23 protein-coding genes are annotated in these 23089 nt (G+C 37.8%); 15 read left to right on the top strand and 8 right to left on the bottom strand.

What is annotated here, in order from left to right; all coding sequences use genetic code 11:
- Nucleotides 1–19 precede the first annotated feature (19 nt).
- Nucleotides 20–934: a hypothetical protein gene (locus tag FN756_RS02595; protein ID WP_142601196.1), complete on the bottom strand. Its 915-nt coding sequence runs from the start codon at nucleotides 932–934 to the stop codon at nucleotides 20–22.
- 288 nt (nucleotides 935–1222) lie between these two features.
- Here FN756_RS02595 and FN756_RS02590 point away from each other — a divergent pair, with 288 nt between their 5' ends.
- Nucleotides 1223–2758, top strand: coding sequence for a glycoside hydrolase family 10 protein (locus FN756_RS02590; protein ID WP_142601195.1), 1536 nt, complete (start codon nucleotides 1223–1225; stop codon nucleotides 2756–2758).
- On the opposite strand, the gene FN756_RS02585 is transcribed toward FN756_RS02590, so the two are convergent.
- Nucleotides 2755–3972, bottom strand: a complete 1218-nt coding sequence (locus FN756_RS02585) for a carboxypeptidase-like regulatory domain-containing protein (protein ID WP_142601193.1) — start codon at nucleotides 3970–3972, stop codon at nucleotides 2755–2757. The genes FN756_RS02590 and FN756_RS02585 overlap by 4 nt on opposite strands.
- A 178-nt stretch (nucleotides 3973–4150) precedes the next feature.
- On the opposite strand from FN756_RS02585, the gene FN756_RS02580 reads away from it, so the two are divergent.
- Entirely contained in the window at nucleotides 4151–4513 is a 363-nt protein-coding gene (locus FN756_RS02580; protein ID WP_142601191.1) for an iron chaperone, read from the top strand.
- A 47-nt stretch (nucleotides 4514–4560) separates the two neighbouring features.
- Nucleotides 4561–4968, top strand: a complete 408-nt coding sequence (locus tag FN756_RS02575; protein ID WP_142601189.1) for a hypothetical protein — start codon at nucleotides 4561–4563, stop codon at nucleotides 4966–4968.
- A gap of 98 nt (nucleotides 4969–5066) precedes the next feature.
- Here the strand turns inward: FN756_RS02575 and FN756_RS02570 are convergent, their stop codons facing one another.
- The gene (locus FN756_RS02570) at nucleotides 5067–8231 is read right to left on the bottom strand and encodes an ATP-dependent helicase (protein ID WP_142601187.1); all 3165 of its coding nucleotides are present in this window, start codon (nucleotides 8229–8231) and stop codon (nucleotides 5067–5069) included.
- A gap of 122 nt (nucleotides 8232–8353) precedes the next feature.
- Between FN756_RS02570 and FN756_RS02565 the strand changes: the two genes are divergently transcribed.
- Complete coding sequence (locus FN756_RS02565) at nucleotides 8354–9091, top strand: YoaK family protein (RefSeq protein ID WP_142601185.1); 738 nt, start codon at nucleotides 8354–8356, stop codon at nucleotides 9089–9091.
- 68 nt (nucleotides 9092–9159) lie between these two features.
- Here the strand turns inward: FN756_RS02565 and FN756_RS02560 are convergent, their stop codons facing one another.
- Complete coding sequence (locus tag FN756_RS02560; protein ID WP_142601184.1) at nucleotides 9160–9456, bottom strand: hypothetical protein; 297 nt, start codon at nucleotides 9454–9456, stop codon at nucleotides 9160–9162.
- A gap of 142 nt (nucleotides 9457–9598) precedes the next feature.
- On the opposite strand from FN756_RS02560, the gene FN756_RS02555 reads away from it, so the two are divergent.
- Nucleotides 9599–10096 (top strand): thioredoxin family protein, encoded by a 498-nt coding sequence (locus FN756_RS02555; protein WP_142601182.1) that lies wholly within the window; start codon nucleotides 9599–9601, stop codon nucleotides 10094–10096.
- Between the two features lie 70 nt (nucleotides 10097–10166).
- On the opposite strand, the gene FN756_RS02550 is transcribed toward FN756_RS02555, so the two are convergent.
- Nucleotides 10167–11918, bottom strand: a complete 1752-nt coding sequence (locus tag FN756_RS02550; RefSeq protein WP_142601180.1) for a glycoside hydrolase family 3 protein — start codon at nucleotides 11916–11918, stop codon at nucleotides 10167–10169.
- Nucleotides 11919–12034: 116 nt separating this feature from the next.
- Between FN756_RS02550 and FN756_RS02545 the strand changes: the two genes are divergently transcribed.
- Both FN756_RS02545 and FN756_RS02540 read left to right on the top strand, forming a co-directional pair.
- Nucleotides 12035–12760 carry a porin family protein gene (locus FN756_RS02545; protein ID WP_142601179.1) on the top strand — a complete coding sequence of 242 codons (726 nt, stop codon included), beginning with the start codon at nucleotides 12035–12037 and terminating at the stop codon, nucleotides 12758–12760.
- A 432-nt stretch (nucleotides 12761–13192) separates the two neighbouring features.
- Nucleotides 13193–13792, top strand: a complete 600-nt coding sequence (locus FN756_RS02540) for a porin family protein (protein ID WP_142601177.1) — start codon at nucleotides 13193–13195, stop codon at nucleotides 13790–13792.
- A gap of 67 nt (nucleotides 13793–13859) precedes the next feature.
- Here the strand turns inward: FN756_RS02540 and pyk are convergent, their stop codons facing one another.
- Together pyk and FN756_RS02530 are read right to left on the bottom strand one after the other, a co-directional pair.
- A complete protein-coding gene (gene pyk, locus FN756_RS02535) occupies nucleotides 13860–15290 on the bottom strand; it encodes a pyruvate kinase (RefSeq protein WP_142601176.1) in 1431 nt (476 codons plus the stop codon).
- Between the two features lie 61 nt (nucleotides 15291–15351).
- Complete coding sequence (locus FN756_RS02530; RefSeq protein ID WP_185955159.1) at nucleotides 15352–15768, bottom strand: IPExxxVDY family protein; 417 nt, start codon at nucleotides 15766–15768, stop codon at nucleotides 15352–15354.
- A gap of 135 nt (nucleotides 15769–15903) precedes the next feature.
- Here FN756_RS02530 and FN756_RS02525 point away from each other — a divergent pair, with 135 nt between their 5' ends.
- The 8 genes from FN756_RS02525 (at nucleotide 15904) to nadD (ending at nucleotide 22320) form a co-directional block, all read left to right on the top strand.
- Nucleotides 15904–16140 (top strand): acyl carrier protein, encoded by a 237-nt coding sequence (locus FN756_RS02525; protein ID WP_142601173.1) that lies wholly within the window; start codon nucleotides 15904–15906, stop codon nucleotides 16138–16140.
- A 25-nt stretch (nucleotides 16141–16165) separates the two neighbouring features.
- Nucleotides 16166–17419, top strand: coding sequence for a beta-ketoacyl-ACP synthase II (fabF, locus tag FN756_RS02520; RefSeq protein WP_142601171.1), 1254 nt, complete (start codon nucleotides 16166–16168; stop codon nucleotides 17417–17419).
- Between the two features lie 104 nt (nucleotides 17420–17523).
- A complete protein-coding gene (rnc, locus tag FN756_RS02515; protein ID WP_142601169.1) occupies nucleotides 17524–18252 on the top strand; it encodes a ribonuclease III in 729 nt (242 codons plus the stop codon).
- 58 nt (nucleotides 18253–18310) lie between these two features.
- On the top strand, nucleotides 18311–19084 hold the full coding sequence (locus FN756_RS02510) for a lysophospholipid acyltransferase family protein (RefSeq protein WP_142601168.1): 774 nt from the start codon (nucleotides 18311–18313) through the stop codon (nucleotides 19082–19084).
- 35 nt (nucleotides 19085–19119) lie between these two features.
- On the top strand, nucleotides 19120–20016 hold the full coding sequence (locus FN756_RS02505; protein ID WP_142601166.1) for a DMT family transporter: 897 nt from the start codon (nucleotides 19120–19122) through the stop codon (nucleotides 20014–20016).
- A 94-nt stretch (nucleotides 20017–20110) separates the two neighbouring features.
- Nucleotides 20111–20989: a YicC/YloC family endoribonuclease gene (locus FN756_RS02500; protein WP_246085400.1), complete on the top strand. Its 879-nt coding sequence runs from the start codon at nucleotides 20111–20113 to the stop codon at nucleotides 20987–20989.
- A 76-nt stretch (nucleotides 20990–21065) separates the two neighbouring features.
- Nucleotides 21066–21662 (top strand): guanylate kinase, encoded by a 597-nt coding sequence (gene gmk / locus FN756_RS02495; RefSeq protein ID WP_142601164.1) that lies wholly within the window; start codon nucleotides 21066–21068, stop codon nucleotides 21660–21662.
- A gap of 82 nt (nucleotides 21663–21744) precedes the next feature.
- Nucleotides 21745–22320 carry a nicotinate (nicotinamide) nucleotide adenylyltransferase gene (gene nadD / locus FN756_RS02490; protein ID WP_142601162.1) on the top strand — a complete coding sequence of 192 codons (576 nt, stop codon included), beginning with the start codon at nucleotides 21745–21747 and terminating at the stop codon, nucleotides 22318–22320.
- Here the strand turns inward: nadD and FN756_RS02485 are convergent.
- Nucleotides 22317–23066, bottom strand: a complete 750-nt coding sequence (locus tag FN756_RS02485) for a DUF1835 domain-containing protein (protein WP_142601161.1) — start codon at nucleotides 23064–23066, stop codon at nucleotides 22317–22319. The genes nadD and FN756_RS02485 overlap by 4 nt on opposite strands.
- Nucleotides 23067–23089: the final 23 nt, after the last annotated feature.

Below are 23089 nucleotides of genomic sequence, written 5' to 3'. Positions count from 1 at the left end.
TTATATGTGATTATGTAAGTTATTTAAGGGTAAAGGTGGTTGAGCCTATAAGTGTACGTTCGGTGTAAATGTTCACTTTGTAGGTTCCTGAGGTCCAGCCTTCGCTGCTTAACCATTCAATTGCATAGTTTGAATTGCTATGGACGTAAGGAATTGTAGTGCTGGTGGTGTACTCAATTTTTTCACCACCAATCATTAATGGTTTACTGGTATCTTCTGTAACTGAACTTACCATTTTACCGGAAGGATCAATAATTTGCATGTAAATCAGGTGAGGTCCTTCAACCGCAAGATCATTAGGGACCATATTGATATTAGCCACCACTTTGTCAAGTTGTTTTGCACGGGTAACATCAACCAATTTTCCACTGTTTTTTCTCTTTAAAGTAGAAATAGTTACGCTTTGGGCTTTAAGCATTGACGCTTTTGATACAGTATTTGAAAGTTCTGTGTTTTTGCTAATCAGTTCGCCATTTTTGCTGCTTACTGAGTCAACAGATGACTTTAGACTAGAGTTTTGTGCAGTAAGGATCTCTTTTTCCTGTTTCAGTTGTTCAATATCAGCAATGTATTTATTGATGGTGTTTTTTAAAGTACTAATTTCTGATTTTGCTTTTGAAAGTTGTGCAGCGGTAAGTTTGCCCTGACGTAAAGCGATTTCAAGCTCCTCAATCTTAGCACTCAGCTCTTTTTCTTTTGCCTGCATATCATCAGATAAGTTAGTGTTCAAAGCTTTCACTGACGATAATTCATCTTTCATTTTGTTAAGCTCAACTTGTAAGTTCAACTTTTCGTCAGAAAGAGTTATGATCTTAGCTTCCTTATCATTCTTGTTAAAGAAAAGATAGGCGTTAGCTCCTAGCAATAAAACGATTAATGCGGATAGGATGTAGATCCAGTTTTTCGATGATGTTTGGGTTTCTGTGGTTTCCATTTTAGTTAGTGTAATTTTTTCTCTTGTATTGGTTTGGGGTTATTAGCAAGTGATTTAACACATGCTTCAGTTATAGTGGATTTACCTACTTTTGCACCTTGCACAATATTTATTTAAATCTATTGTTTAGATTAAAGAAGCCGGTTTTTTACTAATTCAATTATAATGCCAGCCAAATTAATGCTAATAATCTTAAGTTTCATAGCCTGTAAGAGAGCGGTCGGGTAATTTTTTCCACATACCGTGTATTCTCAAAATTTTATTTTTGCAGATTGATTTTATATAAAAATGCTGATTAAACAACACTATAAATTACTCGTTCTCCTGTTTTTCATTTTTGGTAATTACGTTTGCTTTGCGCAAAATACTAACCATCCCAAGCGTGAATTCAGAGGCGTTTGGATTGCAACTGTGGCTAATATTGATTGGCCTAATAGCAATCAATTGTCGGCCAGTGAACAGCAAGACCAATTTATATATTTGCTCGATCAACAAAAACGCGATGGAATTAATACGGTAATAACTCAAATACGTCCGGCAGCTGATGCTTTTTATGCTAAAAGTCGTGAGCCCTGGTCTTCATGGTTAACAGGAGCTCAAGGTCGTCTTCCTTATCCGGTATATGATCCGCTTCAGTTTATGATTGAAGAAACGCATAAACGCGCAATGGAGTTTCATGCCTGGTTTAATCCGTATCGCGCCACACATAAAAGTGCCCGCGGGCCGGTCGCAACCAACCACATTACGCGCACTCATCCTGATTGGTTTTTTCGTTATGGAGGTCAGCTTCTGTTTAACCCGGGATTGCCTGAAGTACGTAATTATATAGTAAGTGTTGTAATGGATGTGGTTAGAAACTATGATATTGATGGAATACATTTCGACGATTATTTCTACCCTTATCCCGAGCCTAATCAAACTTTACAAGACTGGGCTACGTTTAAAAAGTACCCCAATGGATTTACCAATATTGACGATTGGCGAAGAAACAATGTGAACCTCTTAATAAAAATGGTTCATGACAGTATTAAGGCCACTAAGCCTTATGTGAAATTTGGAATAAGTCCTTTTGGTATTTGGAAGAACTCCGTAACCGATGATGATGAAGGTTCATTGACAGATGGTGGATCTTCTTATTACAGGCAATATGCTGATTCTCGTGAGTGGATAAAGCAAGGATGGGTCGATTATATGCTTCCGCAGGTTTATTTCCAGATTGGCCATCCAAAGGCTGATTTTGAAACGCTTGTAGATTGGTGGAACACAAATAATTACGGACGGCATATCTACATCGGAATGGGCGCTTATCGAATTGGTAGTGATCCGGCCTGGCGTAGAGCTACCCACATGCCTGACGAATTGAAAATTACGCGTTCGTATGAAAATGTTCAGGGACAGGCTTGGTTCAGCGCAAAATCATTGATAAGAAATATTCAAGGTTTTACAGATACGCTTCGCAATAATTATTATCGATATCAGGCCTTACCGCCAACCATGCCCTGGATAGACAGTATTCCTCCCAATGCACCTAAAGAATTCATAGCAGTGCAAACTAATCCGGGGGTTGTAAAATTAAGTTGGAAAGCTCCTGATGTGGCAAAGGATGGAGGTACCGCTCGCGGCTATGTTATATATCGTTTTACAAAAAATGAGGCTACCAATATTTTAGATGCAAAGCATATCATAACAGTAGTGTACAATGAAACGAGTTTTACGGATACCGAGCCTAAGCCCAAGCAAAGATATGTGTATGTGATTACGGCACTTGACAGGCTTCAAAATGAAAGTGTGGATTGGTGCGTAAGTAGCGTGCTGCTGAACTAATTCAGGAGCAGATTGCCTATTATGTTTTCATTCTCAAACTGCGTGAGTATGCGCTGTTCAATGGGGTTGCGTTTAATAATCGGATTTTCAAACCAAAAAATCGGATCATATCGTGAGTGTTTAATGTTTTCGTAATCATTTACAGCGTAATCCATATCATGAACTTTCAGGTCGGCATTGTGTTCATACACAAAAAAGAATCCTTCAGAAGTCAAGCGTATCGGCCGTTTGTTGTAGATGGTAAAAAATGAGATTTTGGTTTTAATATAATCCAAACTGATCAATCCGCTTGAATCGGGTTTAAAACGAATTTCATAATCAAGCCGAGTGTTGTCAATCAGTTTCACTTTGTCTTTTTCATATCCGGAAGCCACAATGAATACATTTTGTTTATCCAAATAAGTCCCTTTTATAAATAGAATTTCCAGCGTTTTTTCATTGATATAAAAACTGCCAAAAGTACTGTCAATAGGATTTTTTTTGCTGTTAAAATCTATTTCAAGAATTGAATCTCCAGTGGCTGTATCTTGAAAACGGTTGGCAATTGTATAGCTAAAACTTCTCTTTTTTCCATGGCAAATAGGTTGAGGGATATCTAAATCAATTGCGGCTTCTGAATACGCCTTGAGGTACCTGGTCACCACCGATTGATTATAGATGTAAACCCGATCAGCGGTATCAACGTTTTTAATGCCATAGCGTGAGTGGGTTAATTCCCAGCATCTTATGCCATTGTTATAGGTCTTTACCTTGTAGAATGATTCCAGGATTTCTGTACAGGAAGTGTCATTGTGATTGTATTGCCGATAAAATGCTTTTCCGGGCAATAGGTGTCTCCTGTTTTTGAGGGCCTTGTCGTGGACTTTCGAAATAAGATCTCTTAAATAATTCGGATAGTACACCTGAACTTCGTTTAGTTTAATTACCGTTGGCTGAAGCTGAATAAGGAGATAGCTGGTATCTTTTACTGAGATGGTTTGAGGAGCATAGCCTAAACAAGAAATTTTAAGCTGAACAGGCAAGGCATATATTTTAATTTCAAAACTACCATGATCATTGCTTAACGTTCCTCTGGCTTGCCCGGCTATTTCAATACTTACATACGGAACTATTTCGTTAGTTCCCACTTGTTTCACATCTCCATAAAGCATATGCTGGGCTGCACTTTGTCCACTCAAAATGACGACAAAAATGGCTATGAGCACTAATTTCATGGAGCAGTATTTTTAGTATGAATTTACCCATAAAAATGAAGATAGTAAAGATCTAATAAATTGTAAATCAGCTAAGTGATTGTATTTTTTTCTCTGTTTGAAAGTGAAGAAATATATATCAAAAATGTAGTATTTTGGAATTTTTTATATTTTGAGGAATAAGTGAAAATTTTCAATTATGACAAAACCAGCCGACGTTAATGAGTACATCGCCAGTTTTCCGGTAGAAACTCAACAACGCTTAGAACAAATGCGAGCAATAATTCAGGAAGCAGCTCCGCAGGCAAAAGAAGTAATCAGTTATTCAATGCCTGCGTTTAAATTGAATAAGATGTTGGTTTATTTTGCAGGTTATAAAAACCATATTGGATTTTATCCAACTTCATCAGGAATTTCCGCCTTCAAACAGGAACTCTCCATTTATAAAAATGCAAAAGGTTCTGTGCAATTCCCTCTTGATCAGCCGCTCCCGGTTGATCTGATTGCACGAATTGTGAAATTTAGGATTGATGAAGATTTGCAAAAGGCAAGGAAGAAGTAAGTGCAGGGTTTGGTCAACTTTTTTTATTAGTTTCATACTTTTAAAAAATGAATAAATATGAACCATTTATGATTGCTCTTGTTTTTCTAATAGTAACTTTTATTAACTATGCTATTTATAACAAGGCTGCTAAAAAGCTTGATCAGAACAAAAAAGCAGAATTAAAAGCTTTATTTGCTGCTCGCAGAATATATACCTTTGGACCGCTAATTGGTATTTTGATATTATTTTCAGTGCTTTTGTTCAGTGGAGTAGTAAGTTTATTAGTCGCATATATTATTTGCTACATTCTAGCGATAGTATATAGCCTTATTTCGAGATACTACTTTAATAAAAAGCTGAAGGAAAGTAATTTTCCGATTGAGTATATCAAGTCATATATGCTTTGGTATTCCATAAACAGTTTGGGAGGATTTGTAATCTTTTTTACTCTGATTTTTAACCAATTGGTTTAAAAAAACAAATAGCACGGAGTTTTTGCTTCGTGCTATTTGTTTTTTTCTCTTCGAGGCTTAGGCCTCTTCTTTGCTGACTGAATACTGCCGACTTTCTACTAAATCTCCTCTTCCCCAATCATAACCTCTTGTTGTTCAAAATTGCTGCGAACAAAGTTACACCAATGGCAATCCTCTTTGCCGCAACCTTGAGAAAACTCGTGATTCATGATTTTTGAATGCGTTTCATTGATTTGTGCTTTTACAAACTCAATATCGTCGGGCGTAATTACGATTTTCTCTTTATGGTATTCATTGTCCTTAATCGGTTCAACAAAATCAAATTCAGTACTCACCACTTCCCAATCGTTGCTTTTGTCATTATCTACTAAAATCTTATAAAACACAGCCTGGCGCCAGTAATCGCCTCCCGTCGGATTCTTCTCATCCGGGCGACTGAATTTAGCTTTAGCGTTTTTATACTTACCGGTTTTGTAATCGACAACATTGATTTGTTTACCATTGAATTCCATTTTATCCAGATTACCTTTAATCGGCACATTATCGATAACCACATTTTTAATGGAGCGTTCGGTAACAGCTACTTTGTTCCAGGTGATGGCGTACTGCACATAATATGGTGGTATAATTTTTCGGCCGTATTCCATGCGCAGCTTAAAATCATCTTTGGTAAATGACTCACGGTTACGGTACATGAACCAGCTGAACTGATCAAATAAAAAGTCTTCTCCCGGAAACGCATTCGTTTCATGCATTTTTATATACATTTTGTTCAGCGCCCAGTGTATAGCCAAGCCAAATGTGGCGCTTGGACTTTTTCCTGAAGGCACACGAATAAGATTCTGGAAGTAAAAGCGTAATGGGCAATCCAGATAACTGCTCAAATGCGTTACACTCAAGGTGTAATTTTGCAATAAAAGGTCAAGGTAGTTTTTATCGATTAGCTCAATTTTAGGCTTTTCTTCTTCATTAAACTGCGTAGCGATGTAATCAAAAAGCGCATCTTCGTTTACTGTTTTGTGCTGAGTTGGTAAATCCAAACCTTGCCTCATTTCGGCAATAAATTGCGAATGTTCCAGTGCTTTTCCTTTTTTATCTTCTGCCGCAAAAGAAACATAAAGCGAGTGTTTGGCTCGAGTTAAAGCCACATAAAACAAACGACGCGATTCTTCCAGTTCAGAACCTTCGGCCACTTTGGTGGTGAGGTTGTCAGGATATTTATAGTTTTTAGTTCCTCCAGCTTTTTGTTTCGTATCCCAAACTTTGGTATTACATCCTACCAGAAACACATACTCAAACTCCAAACCTTTGGATCCGTGCGCTGTCATAAAATGTACACCTTTTTCAGCGAAAAGCGTTTTGTTGAGTTCCAGTCGAATGTCATTTTGTTTCATGAGTTCGATGGTCCGTACAAAGTCTTCTATTTTCAGATCAGGATTTTTACGGTTTTCTTCTTTCAAAAAGTCGAACAAATTGGTGAGTACCTGCATGTTCCAATTGCGTTCTTTTGAGTGCATGATGTACTTCAGAATACCGGCACGGAGAATTATCTTTTCGAAGAGTTCCTGCAGCGTTAAATTTTTTGACTCTTTGATCCAAAACTCCAGGTCTTGGCTTAGTTTTTTTATTTCTGCAGATGTCTGCTGGTCAAACAGTGTTAGTTTTTTAGGTTGAGCCAGATCAGCTATCCAGCGACGAATAGAAGTTTTGCCGAAAACACTGTCATCTGCCTTGGCTCCAAATGAGTAGTTTTTACGGAACACTTCCACACTGATTTTGGCAGTTTCAATGGACGGAATGTTAAAGAAATCATAATGCATGATTTCAAACAACAGGTCGTCGCCGCTGTAAGGTGTATCCATTTCCATCGCCAAATAACGCAGAATGTTGATGATGTTGTCGACAAAAGGCAAGGTGAGTATATCTAGTTTACGTTTAATATTTACAGGGACCTCTTTTGCTGCCAAATAATTCGCCAATGCTTCCGCTTGATTGTGATTACGAAAGATCACCGCAATTTCATCCGGGCCAACTCCATCTTCCAATAAAGAAATAATTTGAGTGGCCACTCCTATCAATTCATGATCCTGATTTTGATATTCATGAATTTGGGGAACGATAGAAAACGAAGCCAGTTTGGCGTTGGCGGCAGTTAAATTCTTATCAAGATTAAGCGCTTTAGTTAAACGCTCAAGGTTATTATCGATAAGCACCTTTGAGGCATCGAGAATTGCCTGCGTTGAGCGATAATTCTGGGTAAGCACAATGGTGTTCAGGTCGTTTTTATAGGAGAAAGCAAAGTCAAGAATATTGCTCATATTGGCTCCCTGAAAACGAAAAATCGATTGATCGTCATCTCCAACTACAAATACATCAGGTTTTTCGCGATCAGCGATTAAGTGCTGCAAAAGTTCATTCTGTGCACCACTGGTATCCTGGTATTCATCCACCAAAATATATTGAAACTGTTCCTGATAGCGAGCCAGCAAATTAGCATCGTTTTTAAAAGCATCGAGTACCCACACAATCATGTCATCAAAATCATAACGATTTCGGGCGCGCATTTTTGCCTGGTAATGTGCATACTCTTTAACCGCCGCACGCAGCATTTCCATTTTCTGCGTTTCTTCTGCTATTTTATCAACTTTTAAATCGCCGGCGTTGTAGTGTTTGGTTTTCTTTTTATAAATGAACTCTTCACGAAAAGGTAAGTCGGTCAGATATTCATCAATCTTCTTTTCTATACTTTCGGGCTGCCAATCTTCTTTTTTAATGAGTTTGAAGAGATTTTTAAGACGCTTTTTTTCAAAGTAAACTTCACCCGTAAAACGTTTCAACGGATTGCCGACATTAAATTCGTCAATCAGCTCTTTCAATAATTCAGCTTCTTCCAGATCCGAAATCGGGTCGAGGTTAATCTTGCCGAAGTATTCCAGGTTCTCCTGAATAACCTCATTACAAAACGCATGGAAAGTATAGATGTTAACGCGGTAAGCATCCGGGCCTATAAAGTCGAACAAACGCTTCCGCATATTGATGGCGCCCGCTTCGGTAAATGTTAGGCATAAAATATTGCGAGCATCGGTATCGGTATCCAACAAAATCTTCCCTATCCGTGCGGCTAAAATCTGAGTTTTACCAGTTCCAGGGCCGGCCACAACGAGCACTGGGCCGTCAATTGTTTCCACAGCTTGGCGTTGTTGAATGTTTAGGTTGTTGAGCGCTGTCCTAAAGGCTTGATTATATTCGAGTTGCTGGTTCATTATTTGGATGGAACTGGGAGGTTAAAAATACATGCAATTACAATACGTTGGTCCATAGTATTAAATTTATTGTTATTTTTCTTTAGGACTAAATAATTGATAGTCATAAATACGTTTTTGACATGTTTAGACACTCAGGACAACGAAGAACTCATAAGCATAATATTCGGCTTGCTGCGCTGTTATGCCTTACAGCCGGATTTGTAAACGTAGCAGGCTTTTTAGCATTCGCCGTGTTAACAACAAATGTGACGGGTCATGTTGCACTTTTTGCTGAAAAGATTGCCAATGGAGATTTTGCATCTGCTCGTATCGTTGGTCTCTGGATGTTACTATTCTTCTTGGGCGCTTTTTTGTCAAGTCTTTATAGATTTCAATTGGCTCGTAACCCAAGATTCTCTCATACAGTTCCAATAATTGTTGAAATTACCATTTTATGCTTTGTAGGGAGCTACGGGAATACTTACGACAATTCGTTAATTAAAACCGAATTTTTTGCCGGAAGTCTTTTATTTGCAATGGGAATGCAAAACGCAATGGTTTCAATGGTATCCGGATCTGTTGTAAGAACAACTCATTTAACAGGAATATTTACAGACTTAGGCATTGAGCTATCCGCGTTAATAAAATCTAGTGATGAAAACAAAGCTGCTTTAAAACAAAAAATAATCCTTCGAATTATCATAATTACATTCTTCTTTATTGGAGGAATCTTAGGTGGAATACTGTTTAAAATTATATCCTATAAGACATTTTATATCCCGTCAGCCATACTAGTTTTTGCCATGTTTTACGATATATTTCGCGTTAAGACCATTAAGTATATCAGAAAACTTAGCCACAAAGTTGCTTCCGAATAGGCAATACTATTTCTATCCCGGTTTGTAGAAAGAAACCCCGTCAAGTCAAGAAAAAATACGACATGATTTTAGCGATTGGCCAAGGCTGCAAGACCTTTTTGCAGATCATCGGCGTTCATAACTGGGCTGAAATCCACTTTAGCATTCATGCTTTGAAAAAATGGTTCAGCAATACCAGGTATTTCCGAAGAATCTTTAAGATCAAAAACCATGAAGCATGATCTGCAGCCGTCAACGGCAAGAAAATAGCTGGCTTCGGGTTTTATTTTTTCAATAGTTGATTGGATAATCTTAGGTAGAGAACCATCCGTAACCGCCTTGTTGGATGCAGTAACATCCAACGTAACTCTTAATAAAGTTCGCATGATAGAGAGTGTTTTAGGTAGAAGTAATTTACTAAAAAAAATTAATTAAAATGTCCTTTTCCCTTTTTTAGGGCTTCGTTTTTTAAAAAAAGTATGTTTTTGTTTCAGTAATAATAACTTTACCGCCATAAAATTTTAAGCAATGAAGAAAAGTTTGTTGATCATTATAATGATGCTTCTGATCGCAACTGTTTTACGAGCTCAGGAAGCGCCCAAAGTCTATAACCCGGCTGCTGATGCGAAAGCTGATTTGAAAGCAGCTATTGCTAAAGCTCAAAAAGAAAGGAAGCATGTGTTTTTGCAAATTGGTGGGAACTGGTGCAGTTGGTGCATCCGCTTTAATAAAATGGTAACTGAAGATTCCCAACTCGATTCAGCATTAAAAGCAAATTATGTGGTTTATCATCTTAACTATAGTAAAGAAAATAAGAATGAAGATGTGTTGGCGAGTTTAGGTTATCCTCAACGGTTTGGATTCCCAGTATTTGTAATATTAGATGCCAAAGGGAATCGACTAAATACACAAAACAGCGCTTATTTGGAGCAAGATAAAGGATACAGTAAGGCCAAAGTGTTGGAGTTTTTCAAGCAATGGAGCCCTGCTGCGCTAGATCCGAAATCATATCAGATATCAAAATAGTCGATAATCCATAGTCGGTAGTTCGCAGTCCTTACTATGAACTGTCGACCATGGACTATGAACTTATCTATTAGTGAGCGCTAGTCATTCCGAAATCCTGCAAACCATCTCCTGCTTTAAACTGAGCATTAACAGTCACTGGTAATTTTCCTTTTGGCACCAGTTCATTAAGCATTACCTGGGCCGCAGCCTGTTCAGTATAAGGAGAATCTTCATAACCCACCAATAAACCTTTTGCATTTTCAACGCCCGGTAATTTGGTGATTTGATAAGCATTGGCCAATAAGTTTATAAACGTTTTAGGAGATGCCGACAATTCGGTAATGAATCCAATCACGTTTGTATTATAGTTAGGTGCGGTATATGGGCGTAGTTGAGTATTATGAATACACACAATGATTCGATCGAACTTAGGGAGTGCTTTTCGTACTGAATCTAACAGTTTATTGCTTGCATCTTTAGGAACTATAAAATTGGCAGTTCTTTTTTTTGCTGCTATGGTTTGTTGAAACAAGGTTTCGGCTTTTGGGCCGATTGAAATTACAGCTGTTTTTGCATCAATATCATAAGTGACATCAGGATTGCGAAGTAAGGTTACCGAGGCATCTGCCATTTGTTGTATTAAATCTTTAGCATCCTGAAGGTTTAGGTCCTGAACCAAATTAGGCAAATAAATAGGCTGATAATGATCAAGGCCCGCCATTTTTTTAGCAGCCAATATTTTTTTGCATTTGGCATATACTTCTTTTTTGCTTATACGACCTTGTCGAATGGCTTTTTTTACATTTTTAATCGCCAACGGTACATTTATGCTCATTTCAACCATATCGGTTCCCGCAATAATTGCCGTTGGTTCTGACTCGCCGGGAGGGTGATACTTTACCACTCCTTTCATATTCATTGCATCGGTAAAAACGATCCCTTTGAAGTGGAGCTTATCTCTTAGCAAATCAGTTATAATTGGTTTTGAAAGTGACGAAGGAAGGTTGGCTGTACTATCCAGGGCCGGAATGCTCATGTGTGCCACCATTATTGAGCTTATGCCGGCATTTATTAATTTTTTGAACGGGTACAATTCAAGAGTGTCTAAACGCTCATGGCTCATTTTTAAAACGGGCATGTCAAGGTGCGAGTCAACATCGGTGTCGCCATGGCCAGGAAAGTGTTTGGCTGTCGCTAATAAACCACCGTCTTGCATGCCTCTCATAAGTGCAATTCCTTTTGATGCTACGTTTTCTTTGTTCTCGCCGAATGATCTGAAGTTGATCACCGGGTTGTTGATATTATTGTTCACATCAATAACAGGGGCGAAATTTACATGTATGCCTACTCTGCGGAATTGCCCCGCCATCTGCAAGCCCATCTTATAAAGCAAGGTGTCGCTTTGAATAGCGCCTAATGTCATTTGAAAGGGGTAAGAAATGGTGCTGTCCAAACGCATACCCAAACCCCATTCTCCATCGGTGGCAACTAATACAGGAACTTTAACCGAAGCCTGAATACGGTTCAACATATTGGCATGGCGGATTGGACCTCCTTGAAACGTGATTATCCCTCCAACTCCGTATTTGCTGATTAATCTTAAAATTGAATCTTGTTTTTCTTTCGAGTCGCTTGAATAAACAGGTACCATGAACAATTGGGCGATCCGTTGTTTTTTAGATAGTTTTCGGAAAGTTTTATTCGCCCAAGGATCGGGATTGTTGAGTGAGGAAATAATGGCCAGCTTTGAGGAATCTGCTAAGGACTGAGCCCACATCGGCGTGGTTAATGTACTAAGAGCGAGTAAGAGCGGAATAGTAAATAGAATATTTTTTTTCATGTGTAAATCAAATGGTTAGGAGCGCTTGATTGTTCTATATTCAATATTACAAATATTGAGGGTGATTTTGGCATAATATTGCAAATACTCAACGGATAGAAACTAAAATAATTAACATGAAAAAACCACATGAATTATACTCACCTACTGGCTTAAAAGTTAGAGGTGGGTTCTTGACGGCTATTAAAAAACAAAATATGTTCAGAAAAAAAGGATTACTTACAATGGCGGTTCTTCTGGGCTTTGGAGGAACATTAAAGGCGCAACAATCAAGTGTTGGAATAAAAGCCGGTTTAAATCTTTCAAAGGTGAGTACGTTCACATCAAATAATGGATCTACCGAAACGAACGCAACAACTGATTATAAACCAGGATTTCATGCAGGAATTTATGCTGATTTAGGCATTTCTTCTATCCTTTCATTTCAACCGGAACTACAATATTCTCAAAAAGGATATCGCAGTACCTATTCTGTTTTGGGTAATGTGCGAGAGATATCGGCAAGGTACAGCTATCTGGATATTCCATTACTGGCTAAAATTAAACCTCAAGGTACTCAAGGCGGATTTAATCTATTTGCCGGACCAACAGTTTCCTTTTTGTTGACACAGAAATATACAGAAACAGGCAAAGATTTTACAGTTACTTCAGAGGATCGGGAAATTAATAAAGATAATTTCAGAAAGTCGGATGTTGGAGTGGTACTAGGTGCTGGGTACGACTTTGGGGTCTTTAATTTGAATGCCGCTTACAATTTTGGCTTGCAAAAGCTCGATAAATATAACAATGATGTGAAAGCCAGAAACCAAACAATGCAAGTTTCAATAGGGGCTAAGTTTTAGGCTGAGGCTTTGCTAACATTGCTAAAGACAGTGGTGATGCCAAAAATGAAAAACACCGTCTTTTCTTTAGGTTTTAGATATCCTTTCTAAATAACCTTTTATCGTTGTTTTTTAATTTGGAGCTTCCTGAAAAGGGAGCTCTTCTTTATTTGCTTTAATTTGGGGAAGTTTTTCGGCAATTAATCCCAGTATACTTGTTGCCTCGCTCGTTAGCTTTTCAAAATATCGCTGGAGTAAAAAGGATAGTTTCTTTAAAGTCAGGCGCTTTTTGCAGTTTGAATACATTTTATAATCTAACTCATTAATCTATTGTTTTCGATGGCGTATTATTTGCCTAAAAGGATAGGAATGGGATTAACCTGAATTTTCTTAAATCAATCTTACTAAGCACATTTTATTATTTTTACCACATCGAATAAAAATTGAACTATTATGAAAAAAGTATTACTGCTTGCTGTCGCCCTTTTTGTTGGAGGTGTAGCGAGTGCTCAAAAACTGGAATTTGGTATTAAGGGAGGTGTGAATTTTACCAGTGCTTCTGATATTAAATTTTCAGATAATCTCTCCACATCATTTAAAAACACTTCTGGTAATGTAACAGGATGGCATTTAGGGGTATATAGTGAAATTGGTGTTTCAATCTTAACTTTTCAACCTGAATTGCTTTTTGCAGAAAAGGGGTTTAAAAGTGATCAAGAAAATGGAACAGTAACAGTGAAGTACAATTATCTGGATATTCCAATCCTGGTAAAGTTTAACCCAATTCCATTGGTAAGCATATTCTCCGGTCCGCAGGTTTCGATAAAGTTATCTGATAAAATCAGCGGTCCAAGCGATATCACTTCTCAAATCAATTTAAATAATTTAAAGGATGGAGATTGGGGTATTGTTGCAGGTGCTGGTGTTAAACTTTCGAAGCTGCAAATACAGGGGCGTTACATCTGGGGATTGAATGATGTAACCAAAGAAGGCGCAAGCGTTGATTTTAAAAATCAAATGTTCCAGATTTCACTTGGGTATAAAATTTTCTAGAATCATTTTCGATATAACTATAAAACGAAGAGGCCTATAGGCCTCTTCGTTTTATAGTATATTAGGTTTAGCTGATAACGCTAACCTTTACAGTGTTGGTGCGACCTTTTTCAATAATTGGAGTTGATGCCGTATTAATAACGATCTCTCCGGTTTGAACAAAGTTGTTTTCCTTTAGGAAGTCGTTTACTTCTTGAATGGTTTTATCAGTTGTTTCAAACTTATCATAATAATAAGCACGAACACCCCAAACTAAGCTGATGCTGTTTAATAAATCACGATTTCCGGTAAATACATAGGTATGTGCTTTTGGACGCTGACCGGCAATTTGATAGGCCGAGTAGCCTGAGAATGACATCGCCACGATTGCTTTTGCATTTGTTTTTTCGGCTAAGAAAACGGCCGAATTACAAACTGAATCAGCTAAGAATCGCTCAGGAGTTCCTTCTATATGATGTTCATTATAATACGGATACATTGAATTTTCAATATTCCGGATGATTTTGCTCATGGATTCAATCACAATTACCGGATAGTCTCCTACTGAAGTTTCGTTGCTAAGCATTACTGCATCTGCTCCGTCAAGAACTGAATTCGCCACGTCATTCGCTTCAGCACGCGTTGGACGAGGATTATTAACCATGCTATCCATCATTTGAGTAGCAATAATTACAGGCTTAGCAAGTGCATTACATTTCTTTACAATTTGTTTCTGTAACAACGGAACTTCTTCCATCGGCATTTCAACGCCCAGATCACCACGTGCCACCATTACTCCATCTGTTACATCGATGATTGAATCTATGTTTTCAATGGCTTCAGGCTTCTCAATTTTGGCTATTACTTTTGATATTTTGCCATTGTCTGCAATGATCTTTTTTAGTTCGATAATGTCTTTAGCCTCACGAACAAATGAAAGTCCGATCCAGTCAAGATCATTTTTTAAAGCAAACTCCAGATCCTCTCGGTCCTTTTCAGTTAAACTTGGAGTACTCGTTTTGGTATACGGTAAGTTAACTCCCTTTTTAGAAGAAAGTGTGCCACCGTAAATTACTTCAGCCTGTACTTCATCAACGCGATTCGTTGCCAATACGCGCATCTGCATTTTGCCATCATCTAAAAGAAAAATTTCCCCAGGATTCACATCCTTTGGGAATGGTTCGTAAGTGATGTATATAGAATCTTTGTCTCCGAGTTTGGGAGTAGTGATGATCTTTACAGTGTCGCCTGCATTAAAGTACACCCCATTGTTTTCCATGTCGCCAATGCGGATTTTAGGGCCTTGCAAATCAGCCAGGATACCCACATTGTAATTATATTCTTTATTGATTTCTCGGATGGTGTTGATGGTCGTTTGATGTTCTGCATGCTTGCCATGAGAAAAATTGATTCGGCAAACATTCAAGCCCGCATTAATCATTTGCAGTAACACTTCCTTGCTTGCAGAAGCAGGACCCAGCGTAGCCACAATTTTTGTTCTGTTATGTAATTCCTTCATATTTATTTGTGTGTGCGGTGTCAAAAATACGATTTGTTTTGTAGAGAGATATAAGTACCCCTCAAAATAGTAAATTCTCTTTTGACTTAAGTTTGTTAGCGTTTAGTAGTAAAGCCGTTTGTATAATGTTTATATTAAGAATGCGGGAAAGCAGCTGGTCAATATCAGATTTATAGCTTAAGTTGTGAATCATTAAGAAGAAGTCAATCTCTTTATGTTCTGGAATAAGATACCCTTCGGAGCCTCTGTTCGTTAAAAGATAATATTCAATTTCACCTTCGTCAATAAAATAGGTATAGCGCGAAAAATAAATTTCATTATTCTCAGCATTTGAATGAATAATGTCATCAGTTTTTTCTAAATTGAAATGTAATTCATTGTTGAGAAACCAACATAAACGATAGTCTTTTATCGGCGCTATGATGCCTATAAGCGTAAAGTCGTAGCTGAACTCAATCTTTAATATTTTTTTATTCAAGCTTGAAACAAATTGGAACAAAGCTATTAAAAAAGGGCATTAGTTGCCACACTGAAAAAAAGTTTTGATTAGTTCTGTTAATTTACTTTTATTTGCAGAAAATTTAGAAATATAACCTTTTAAACACAAAAAATTATGTCAGATATTGCATCAAGAGTAAAAGCGATTATCGTTGAAAAATTAGGTGTTGACGAGAATGAAGTGACACCTGAGGCTAGCTTTACTAACGATTTAGGTGCCGACTCACTTGATACAGTTGAGCTTATTATGGAATTTGAAAAAGAATTTAACGTAGCAATTCCTGACGAACAAGCTGAACAAATTTCAACTGTTGGTCAAGCTATCACTTACTTGGAAAAAAACGTTAAATAACAACCACTCACCTTAAAAGTACTTAATGCAACTTAAACGTGTTGTTGTAACCGGGCTTGGTGCTCTTACACCATTGGGTAATACTGTTCCAGAATACTGGAACGGATTAGTTAGTGGTGTAAGTGGTGCGGCTCCGATTACGAAATTTAATACCGAAAAATTCAAGACAAAATTTGCTTGCGAGGTAAAAAATTTCAAGCCTGAAGATTTTATGGACAAAAAGGAAGCCCGCAAGGTCGATCCATTTGTTCAGTACGCAATGGCAGCTACTCACGAGGCGGTTGTTGACTCTGGAGCTAACTTTGAAGAACTTGATACAGATCGTATTGGAGTTATTTGGGGTGCCGGCATTGGTGGTCTGAAAACCTTCCTTGATGAGATTTCTGATTTTGCTAAAGGAGATGGTACTCCCCGTTACAATCCTTTTTTCATTCCTAAAATGATTATTGATATTGCAGCGGGTCATATTTCTATTAAATATGGGTTACGTGGACCAAACTTTGCTACCGTATCAGCTTGCGCGTCATCAAATAATGCTATTATTGATGCCTTTAACTATATCCGTTTAGGCAAAGCCAATATGTTTATTACTGGGGGGTCTGAAGCAATCATTAATGAAGCCGGTATCGGTGGATTTAATGCCATGCATGCATTGTCAACCAGAAATGATTCTCCTGAAACGGCCTCTCGTCCATTCGATCTTGATCGTGACGGATTTGTAGCCGGTGAAGGGGCGGGTGCAATTATTCTGGAAGAATACGAACACGCAAAAAAACGTGGAGCTAAAATCTATGCAGAAATTGTTGGAGGCGGCATGAGTGCTGATGCTAATCACATCACTGCTCCGCATCCACAGGGATTAGGTGCACGTAATGTTATGGTTGCTGCGCTTGAAGATGCCGGAATGACCGTTGATGATATTGATTACATCAATGTTCATGGTACTTCCACTCCGCTTGGTGATATTAGTGAAACTACCGCAATCGTTAACTTGTTTGGCGAAAGCGCTTACAAGCTAAATATCAGTTCTACAAAATCAATGACAGGTCACTTATTAGGAGCTGCAGGTGCTGTTGAGGCTATTGCTGCTATTATGGCCGTTGTTCATGATACTGTTCCTCCAACAATCAATCATTTTACTGATGATCCGGCAATTGATCCGAAGTTGAATTTAACGTTCAATAAAGCTCAAAAGCGTGTTATTCGTGCTGCCCTTTCAAATACATTCGGTTTCGGTGGACATAACACCTCAGTAATTTTCAAGAAATTTGTAGAGTAACAAAAAAATTAAGTTATCGGTTTTGTGCATGATCCAATCAAGAACAAAATCGGTAACTTTTTCTTTTAACCTCAGCTTCTTAAGCAACAACTCTTAGTTATAGAATGCCCGCACTTAAATTATACAGGCTTTACATTTCTCGCGATCGAAAGTATGCAAGGGTGTTGCATAATATGCTTGGGTTTGTTCCTCGAAATTTATCTCTTTATAAACTGGCTTTCCGCCATAAATCTGTAGCCCCTCAGCTAAAAGAAGGATTAAAAAATAGCAATGAACGTTTAGAGTTTTTAGGCGATGCCGTTTTAGGAGCTATAGTTGGAGAAATGCTGTTTAAGAAATATCCGTATAGGGACGAAGGTTTTTTAACGGAGATGCGCTCAAAAATTGTAAACCGAAATCATCTTAACCAGTTAGCTAGAAAAATTGGAATCGGTGATTTAATGGATTATGATAGCCGTATGATTCATAACCCCATTAAGCAGGGTTCTTTGATGGGCGATGCTTTTGAAGCGTTGGTTGGGGCCATTTATCTTGATCAAGGATATGTGTTTACCAAAGAGTTTATTCTTAAGCGTATTCTTAAACCGCATGTTGATGTAGATGCTCTTGAACAAACAGAAACTAACTTTAAGAGCAAACTAATAGAATGGTGCCAGCGACATGGGAAAGAAGTGTTGTTTGAACTTATGCCTAATGAAGAAGGTGCACGTACTAAACTTTTCACGGTGAAAGTTTTTGTCGATAACGAAGAATGTGGTACGGGGCAGGATTTTACCAAAAAAAATGCTGAAAAAACGGCTGCAGAGCACGCTTGTGCACTTTTAGGGCTTTAATTGCCTGTTATCTTTTTTATAAAGAGAATTCCTATTTTCGGCTGAACAACCTTAAGCCATGAGAAATTTCCTTGCCATACTACAATTAATGATTGCAGGATTGGTGTTCGTTGCTGTAATGATCATTGTTTTACCTTTTATCGTATTGCCTATCTTATTGATTCCCGGAAGAACAGGACGAGCTATCGGCTTTTATTTTTTGCAATTCTGGGCTATTTGTACTTCTACCGCCTCCTTTATATTTTTTAAAAGCTATCATCATGAAAAAGCACCCGATGGGCGTGCCTATGTGTACGTTCTCAATCATGGTTCATACCTGGATGCGATGGGAGTTGTGATGTGCATTAAACAAGCCTTTAGGCCTTTAGGTAAAATAGAAATGACGAAAGTGCCCGTTTTTGGAATTATCTATAAGCGTGTGGCCGTTATGATTGATAGGAGTAGTAAAGGAAGTCGTGAACGATCTGTCCAAGAGTTAAAAAAGGAATTGGCTCAAGGGGGTTCCATTTTAATTTTTCCGGAAGGCACTATGAACCGCACCGAAAAGCCTCTGGCTAATTTTTATGATGGAGCGTTTCGTATTGCGATAGAAACACAGTCTCCAATTGCACCGATTGCGATTATCAATGCCCGAACGTTGATGCCAAGATCTAATCCCTTCTCAATTCGACCGGGTTTGGTGAAATTTATTTATGATGACGTAGTGGAAACGAAAGGCCTTACCCAAGACGATCTTCCTGAACTAAAGAAACGAATTCATCAATCCATGGAACGGATAATAATCAGCAATGAAAGTAAATATGCAACTCATATGTCGGATCCAATAAGCTAATATTAGGAATTAACCAACTTTAATTTACTCATCCCATGTCACGTCAAGTACAAGTTCACATTGCATTATTCCTTGTAACTTTAATTTATGGAGCAACATTTACCATTGCCAAAGAGGTAATGCCTAAGTACATCCCGCCATATGGTTTCATTGTAATGCGCGTTTGGGGAGCTACTATTCTTTTTATGGTTGCTGGTTTTTTTTCCAGCGTTTCATCTATTCCTGTTGAGAAAAAGGATGTCAGGTTAATTGTTTTAAGTGCGATTACTGGTGTTGGTGCCAATATGCTTTTTTTCTTCAAGGGATTATCGCTAACCACCCCAATAAAAGCAGCAATTGAAATGGTAAGTACTCCATTGTTTGTAGCCATCTTAGCTTTTGTTGTTTTGAAAGAAAAGGTTACACTAATGAAAATTTTAGGATTAACGTTGGGATTGACGGGTGCGGTTTTGCTTATTCTTTGGCCTCATTTCTCTTTTACAGGAGGAACGGTGCTTGGTGATTTTTATGTTTTTCTAAATGCTATCATCTATGCTTATTATTTAATTATAGCCAAACCGCTTATTCTAAAATATCAAGCCATTAATTTAATAAAGTGGACATTTTTGATAGGGTCCATCTTTGTTTTCCCTTTTGGATTTAAAGATCTTACTAAAGTTAACTGGGCAAGTATCCCTTTACATATTTGGTTTGCCATTGCATTCATCATTGTTTGCACAACGTTTCTTACCTATTTGCTCAACGGCTGGGCGCTTAAATATGTACATTCATCAGTAGTGGGCGCATATATTTATCTGCAGCCTGTGTTGGCATCAATTATTGCAGTGTTATTGGGTAAAGACGTTTTGACTTTACATAAAGCAATATTTTCAGTGTTTATTTTTGCAGGAGTTTATCTGGTGAGCAGAAAGCAGCAGGAGTTGAGTCAATAGTTTTCCTATCTTTGCGCTTTGTTTTTTATATCGTAAATTGATGAAATGAGCCGATGTTTTACATTGGTTTAAATTTTTATACTCCTATAAATATATGCTAAAATCAATGACAGGCTTTGGCTTGGCTACTAAGGAAACTGAAAAGACTAAGATCACTGTTGAACTAAAATCGCTGAACAGTAAATTTCTGGAGTTAATGCTCAAAATACCTAAAGCGCATTCTGATAAAGAATTGCTGATTCGTGGTGAATGTAACAAGTTAATTGAGCGCGGCAAGGTAAATCTTACTATAACAATTGAATATAAGCCAGGGGCTGAACGCAAGCCAGTGACTATTAATAATGTATTGCTGAAAACCTATTATGAACAGTTGAAGCAAAGTGCCGCTGAACTGGGCGAATCTCCTGAAAACCTGTTTCAACTGGTAATGCAAATGCCAGAAGTAATAAAGCAGGACGAACAAATTGCCGATGACGAAGAATGGAAGGCTGTATACTCAACTTTTGAAGAAACAATAAAGGCATTCAATAACTTCCGTATTTCAGAAGGTTCAGAGTTAGAAAAGGATCTGGTATTACGCATCAATAATATCATTGCGTTACAGAAAAAGATTGAAGTTGAAGAACCCAAACGTTTACCGATCGTTCGTGAGCGTATTAATAAGTATTTGGAAGATGCTGTTGGAGTTGAGAATATCGACAAGAACCGCTTAGAACAGGAATTGGTATTCTACATTGAAAAATTCGACATTACCGAAGAAAAGGTTCGCCTTAAAAGTCATTGCGATTACTTTTTAAATACCCTTAAAGAAAAAGACGCGAACGGTAAAAAGCTTGGATTTATTAGCCAGGAAATTGGCCGTGAAATTAACACCATGGGATCAAAGGCCAATGATGCCAATATCCAAAAAATGGTAGTAGGCATGAAAGACGAGCTTGAAAAAATTAAAGAGCAATTATTAAATGTACTGTAAGTTGAATGAGAGAAGGATTGACTGGTAGAATAATTTCCTCCTTTTTAGTTTTATTAGCAAAAAATAAATAGATAAAATGTCTGGCAAACTCATCATATTTTCGGCGCCATCGGGTGCTGGCAAAACAACAATTGTTAAACATTTACTTACCAAATTTCCGGAATTACAATTTTCAATTTCAGCTACTACGCGCGAGGCACGTGGTGATGAAGAGGATAAAAAAGATTATTACTTCTTATCGAAAGAAGAATTTTTACACCGGGTTGCAAACCATGAGTTTGTGGAATTCGAAGAAGTTTATAACGGAACGATTTATGGAACGTTGCGTTCAGAAATCGAACGTATTTGGGCAGAAGGTAAGCACGTTATTTTTGATGTAGATGTGGTTGGCGGCCTGCGTCTTAAACGCAAATACCCAGAGAAAGCCATCGCCATTTTTGTGCAACCGCCTAATTTGGAGGCATTAAAGGAACGTTTAAGCAGTCGTGGTACCGATAGCCCCTCAAAACTAGCTGAACGCTTTGCTAAAGCTGAGAAAGAGTTGGCAGTTGCTCCGGAGTTCGATGTTATTCTTGAAAATTTTGAGCTCGAAAAAGCTTGCGAAGAAGCTGAAGTGTTTGTGAAATACTTCCTGAAGGATAAAATGAAGTTTGGGAAGCGATCAGAAAAATAGGATTAAGGTTTAAGGATAAAGGGTTTTCCTTTATCCTTAAACCATCAAAATAGTTCAATATGCAAAGCGCATACCTTTAGTCATGAAGATCGGCTTATTCTTTGGTTCTTTTAACCCTATTCACACCGGGCATTTGATCATAGCCAGTTACATGGCTAATTTTACTGAACTGGATAAAGTTTGGTTGGTGGTTTCTCCGCATAATCCTCTGAAAGAAAAAAACGATTTGATTCATGTGCACGATCGGTTGGAGATGGCAAAAATAGCCACCGAAGATTCAAGGATTGAAGTATCCGATGTGGAGTTGAAACTGCCTCAGCCTTCGTATACTATCGATACGCTAACTTATTTAGCTGAAAAATACCCTCAACATGAATTTTCTTTAATTATGGGTGGAGATAATCTTCGTTCGTTAAAGAAATGGAAGAACTACGAAGCTATTCTTAAATACTATAAGATTTTTGTTTATCCTCGTCCTGGTGAAGATTTGGGACCATGGGAAGGGCATTCTTCTATCGTAATTACCGATACTCCGCTTATAGAAATCTCAGCAACGTTTATTCGAAAATCAATTGCCGCTAAGAAGAGCGTCCAATTTTTCATTCATGATAAAGTGCTTGATTTTATAGAAAAGAAGGGCCTATATAGGAAAGCCTAACTTGCTGTGCTTAGGTACTGATTTAAAGCATGAATTACTTGCAAATCGCCATAACCATATATGCTTTCTGTTTCCCAAAAGCGTTTGCAGATTTCCATTTCATTAGTAATTCCGGCATCAATAATTTGCTGAAGTTTTTTTTCGATTCTGGTTGGTTTTCCATATTGGGGTAACCGTTCTAAATGAGCGGCAAAAACTTCTTTTACAAAAGGAAGATCTGTGCTGTTGATCAAATTTTTAATCTTCTTTATGTCTTCGGTCTGGTAGGCTTTCCATAACTCTGAAAAAAAGTCAAGATCCTTTGGGCTTAACTTTCTTCTATTCTGAAATAATTTTAAAAGATCAGCCGAGTTAAGACTGCCATAGCCTGTAAAATAATCATCGGCGGAAGATTGTACTGGAGTTACCCAGTAAATAGCTGCGGAAGTTTTTTTTGACTTTATAACCTCTAAGGTGCAAAGCATATTCACTTGGCAAAATAGATCAAATTCAAACCAAAGATTGATTTCATTGTATTTTTTAGCATGATCTAGCTTATGCAACTGTCGAAGAAACTTTGCCGAATATTCTGTCGGGCTTGAATGGTAAGTTTCAGAAATAAATTTGGCTCTTAGTTCCCAAAATTGTTTATCATCAGTCGAAATAGGGCCTTCAGCCATGCATTCTCGCCAAATTAATATTTCGCCAGGCAGATGCGTATGCTTGAAGGGTTTTAGTAATAAATCGCCATTAAGTATATGCAGCACTTTATTGAAGGTTTTAAGAAGTT

It is taken from the genome of Solitalea koreensis (assembly GCF_900182575.1).
Classification (GTDB): Bacteria; Bacteroidota; Bacteroidia; order Sphingobacteriales; family Sphingobacteriaceae; genus Solitalea; species Solitalea koreensis.
Note: the sequence above shows the minus strand (reverse complement) of the source record. Positions and strands in the feature narration are given on the sequence as shown.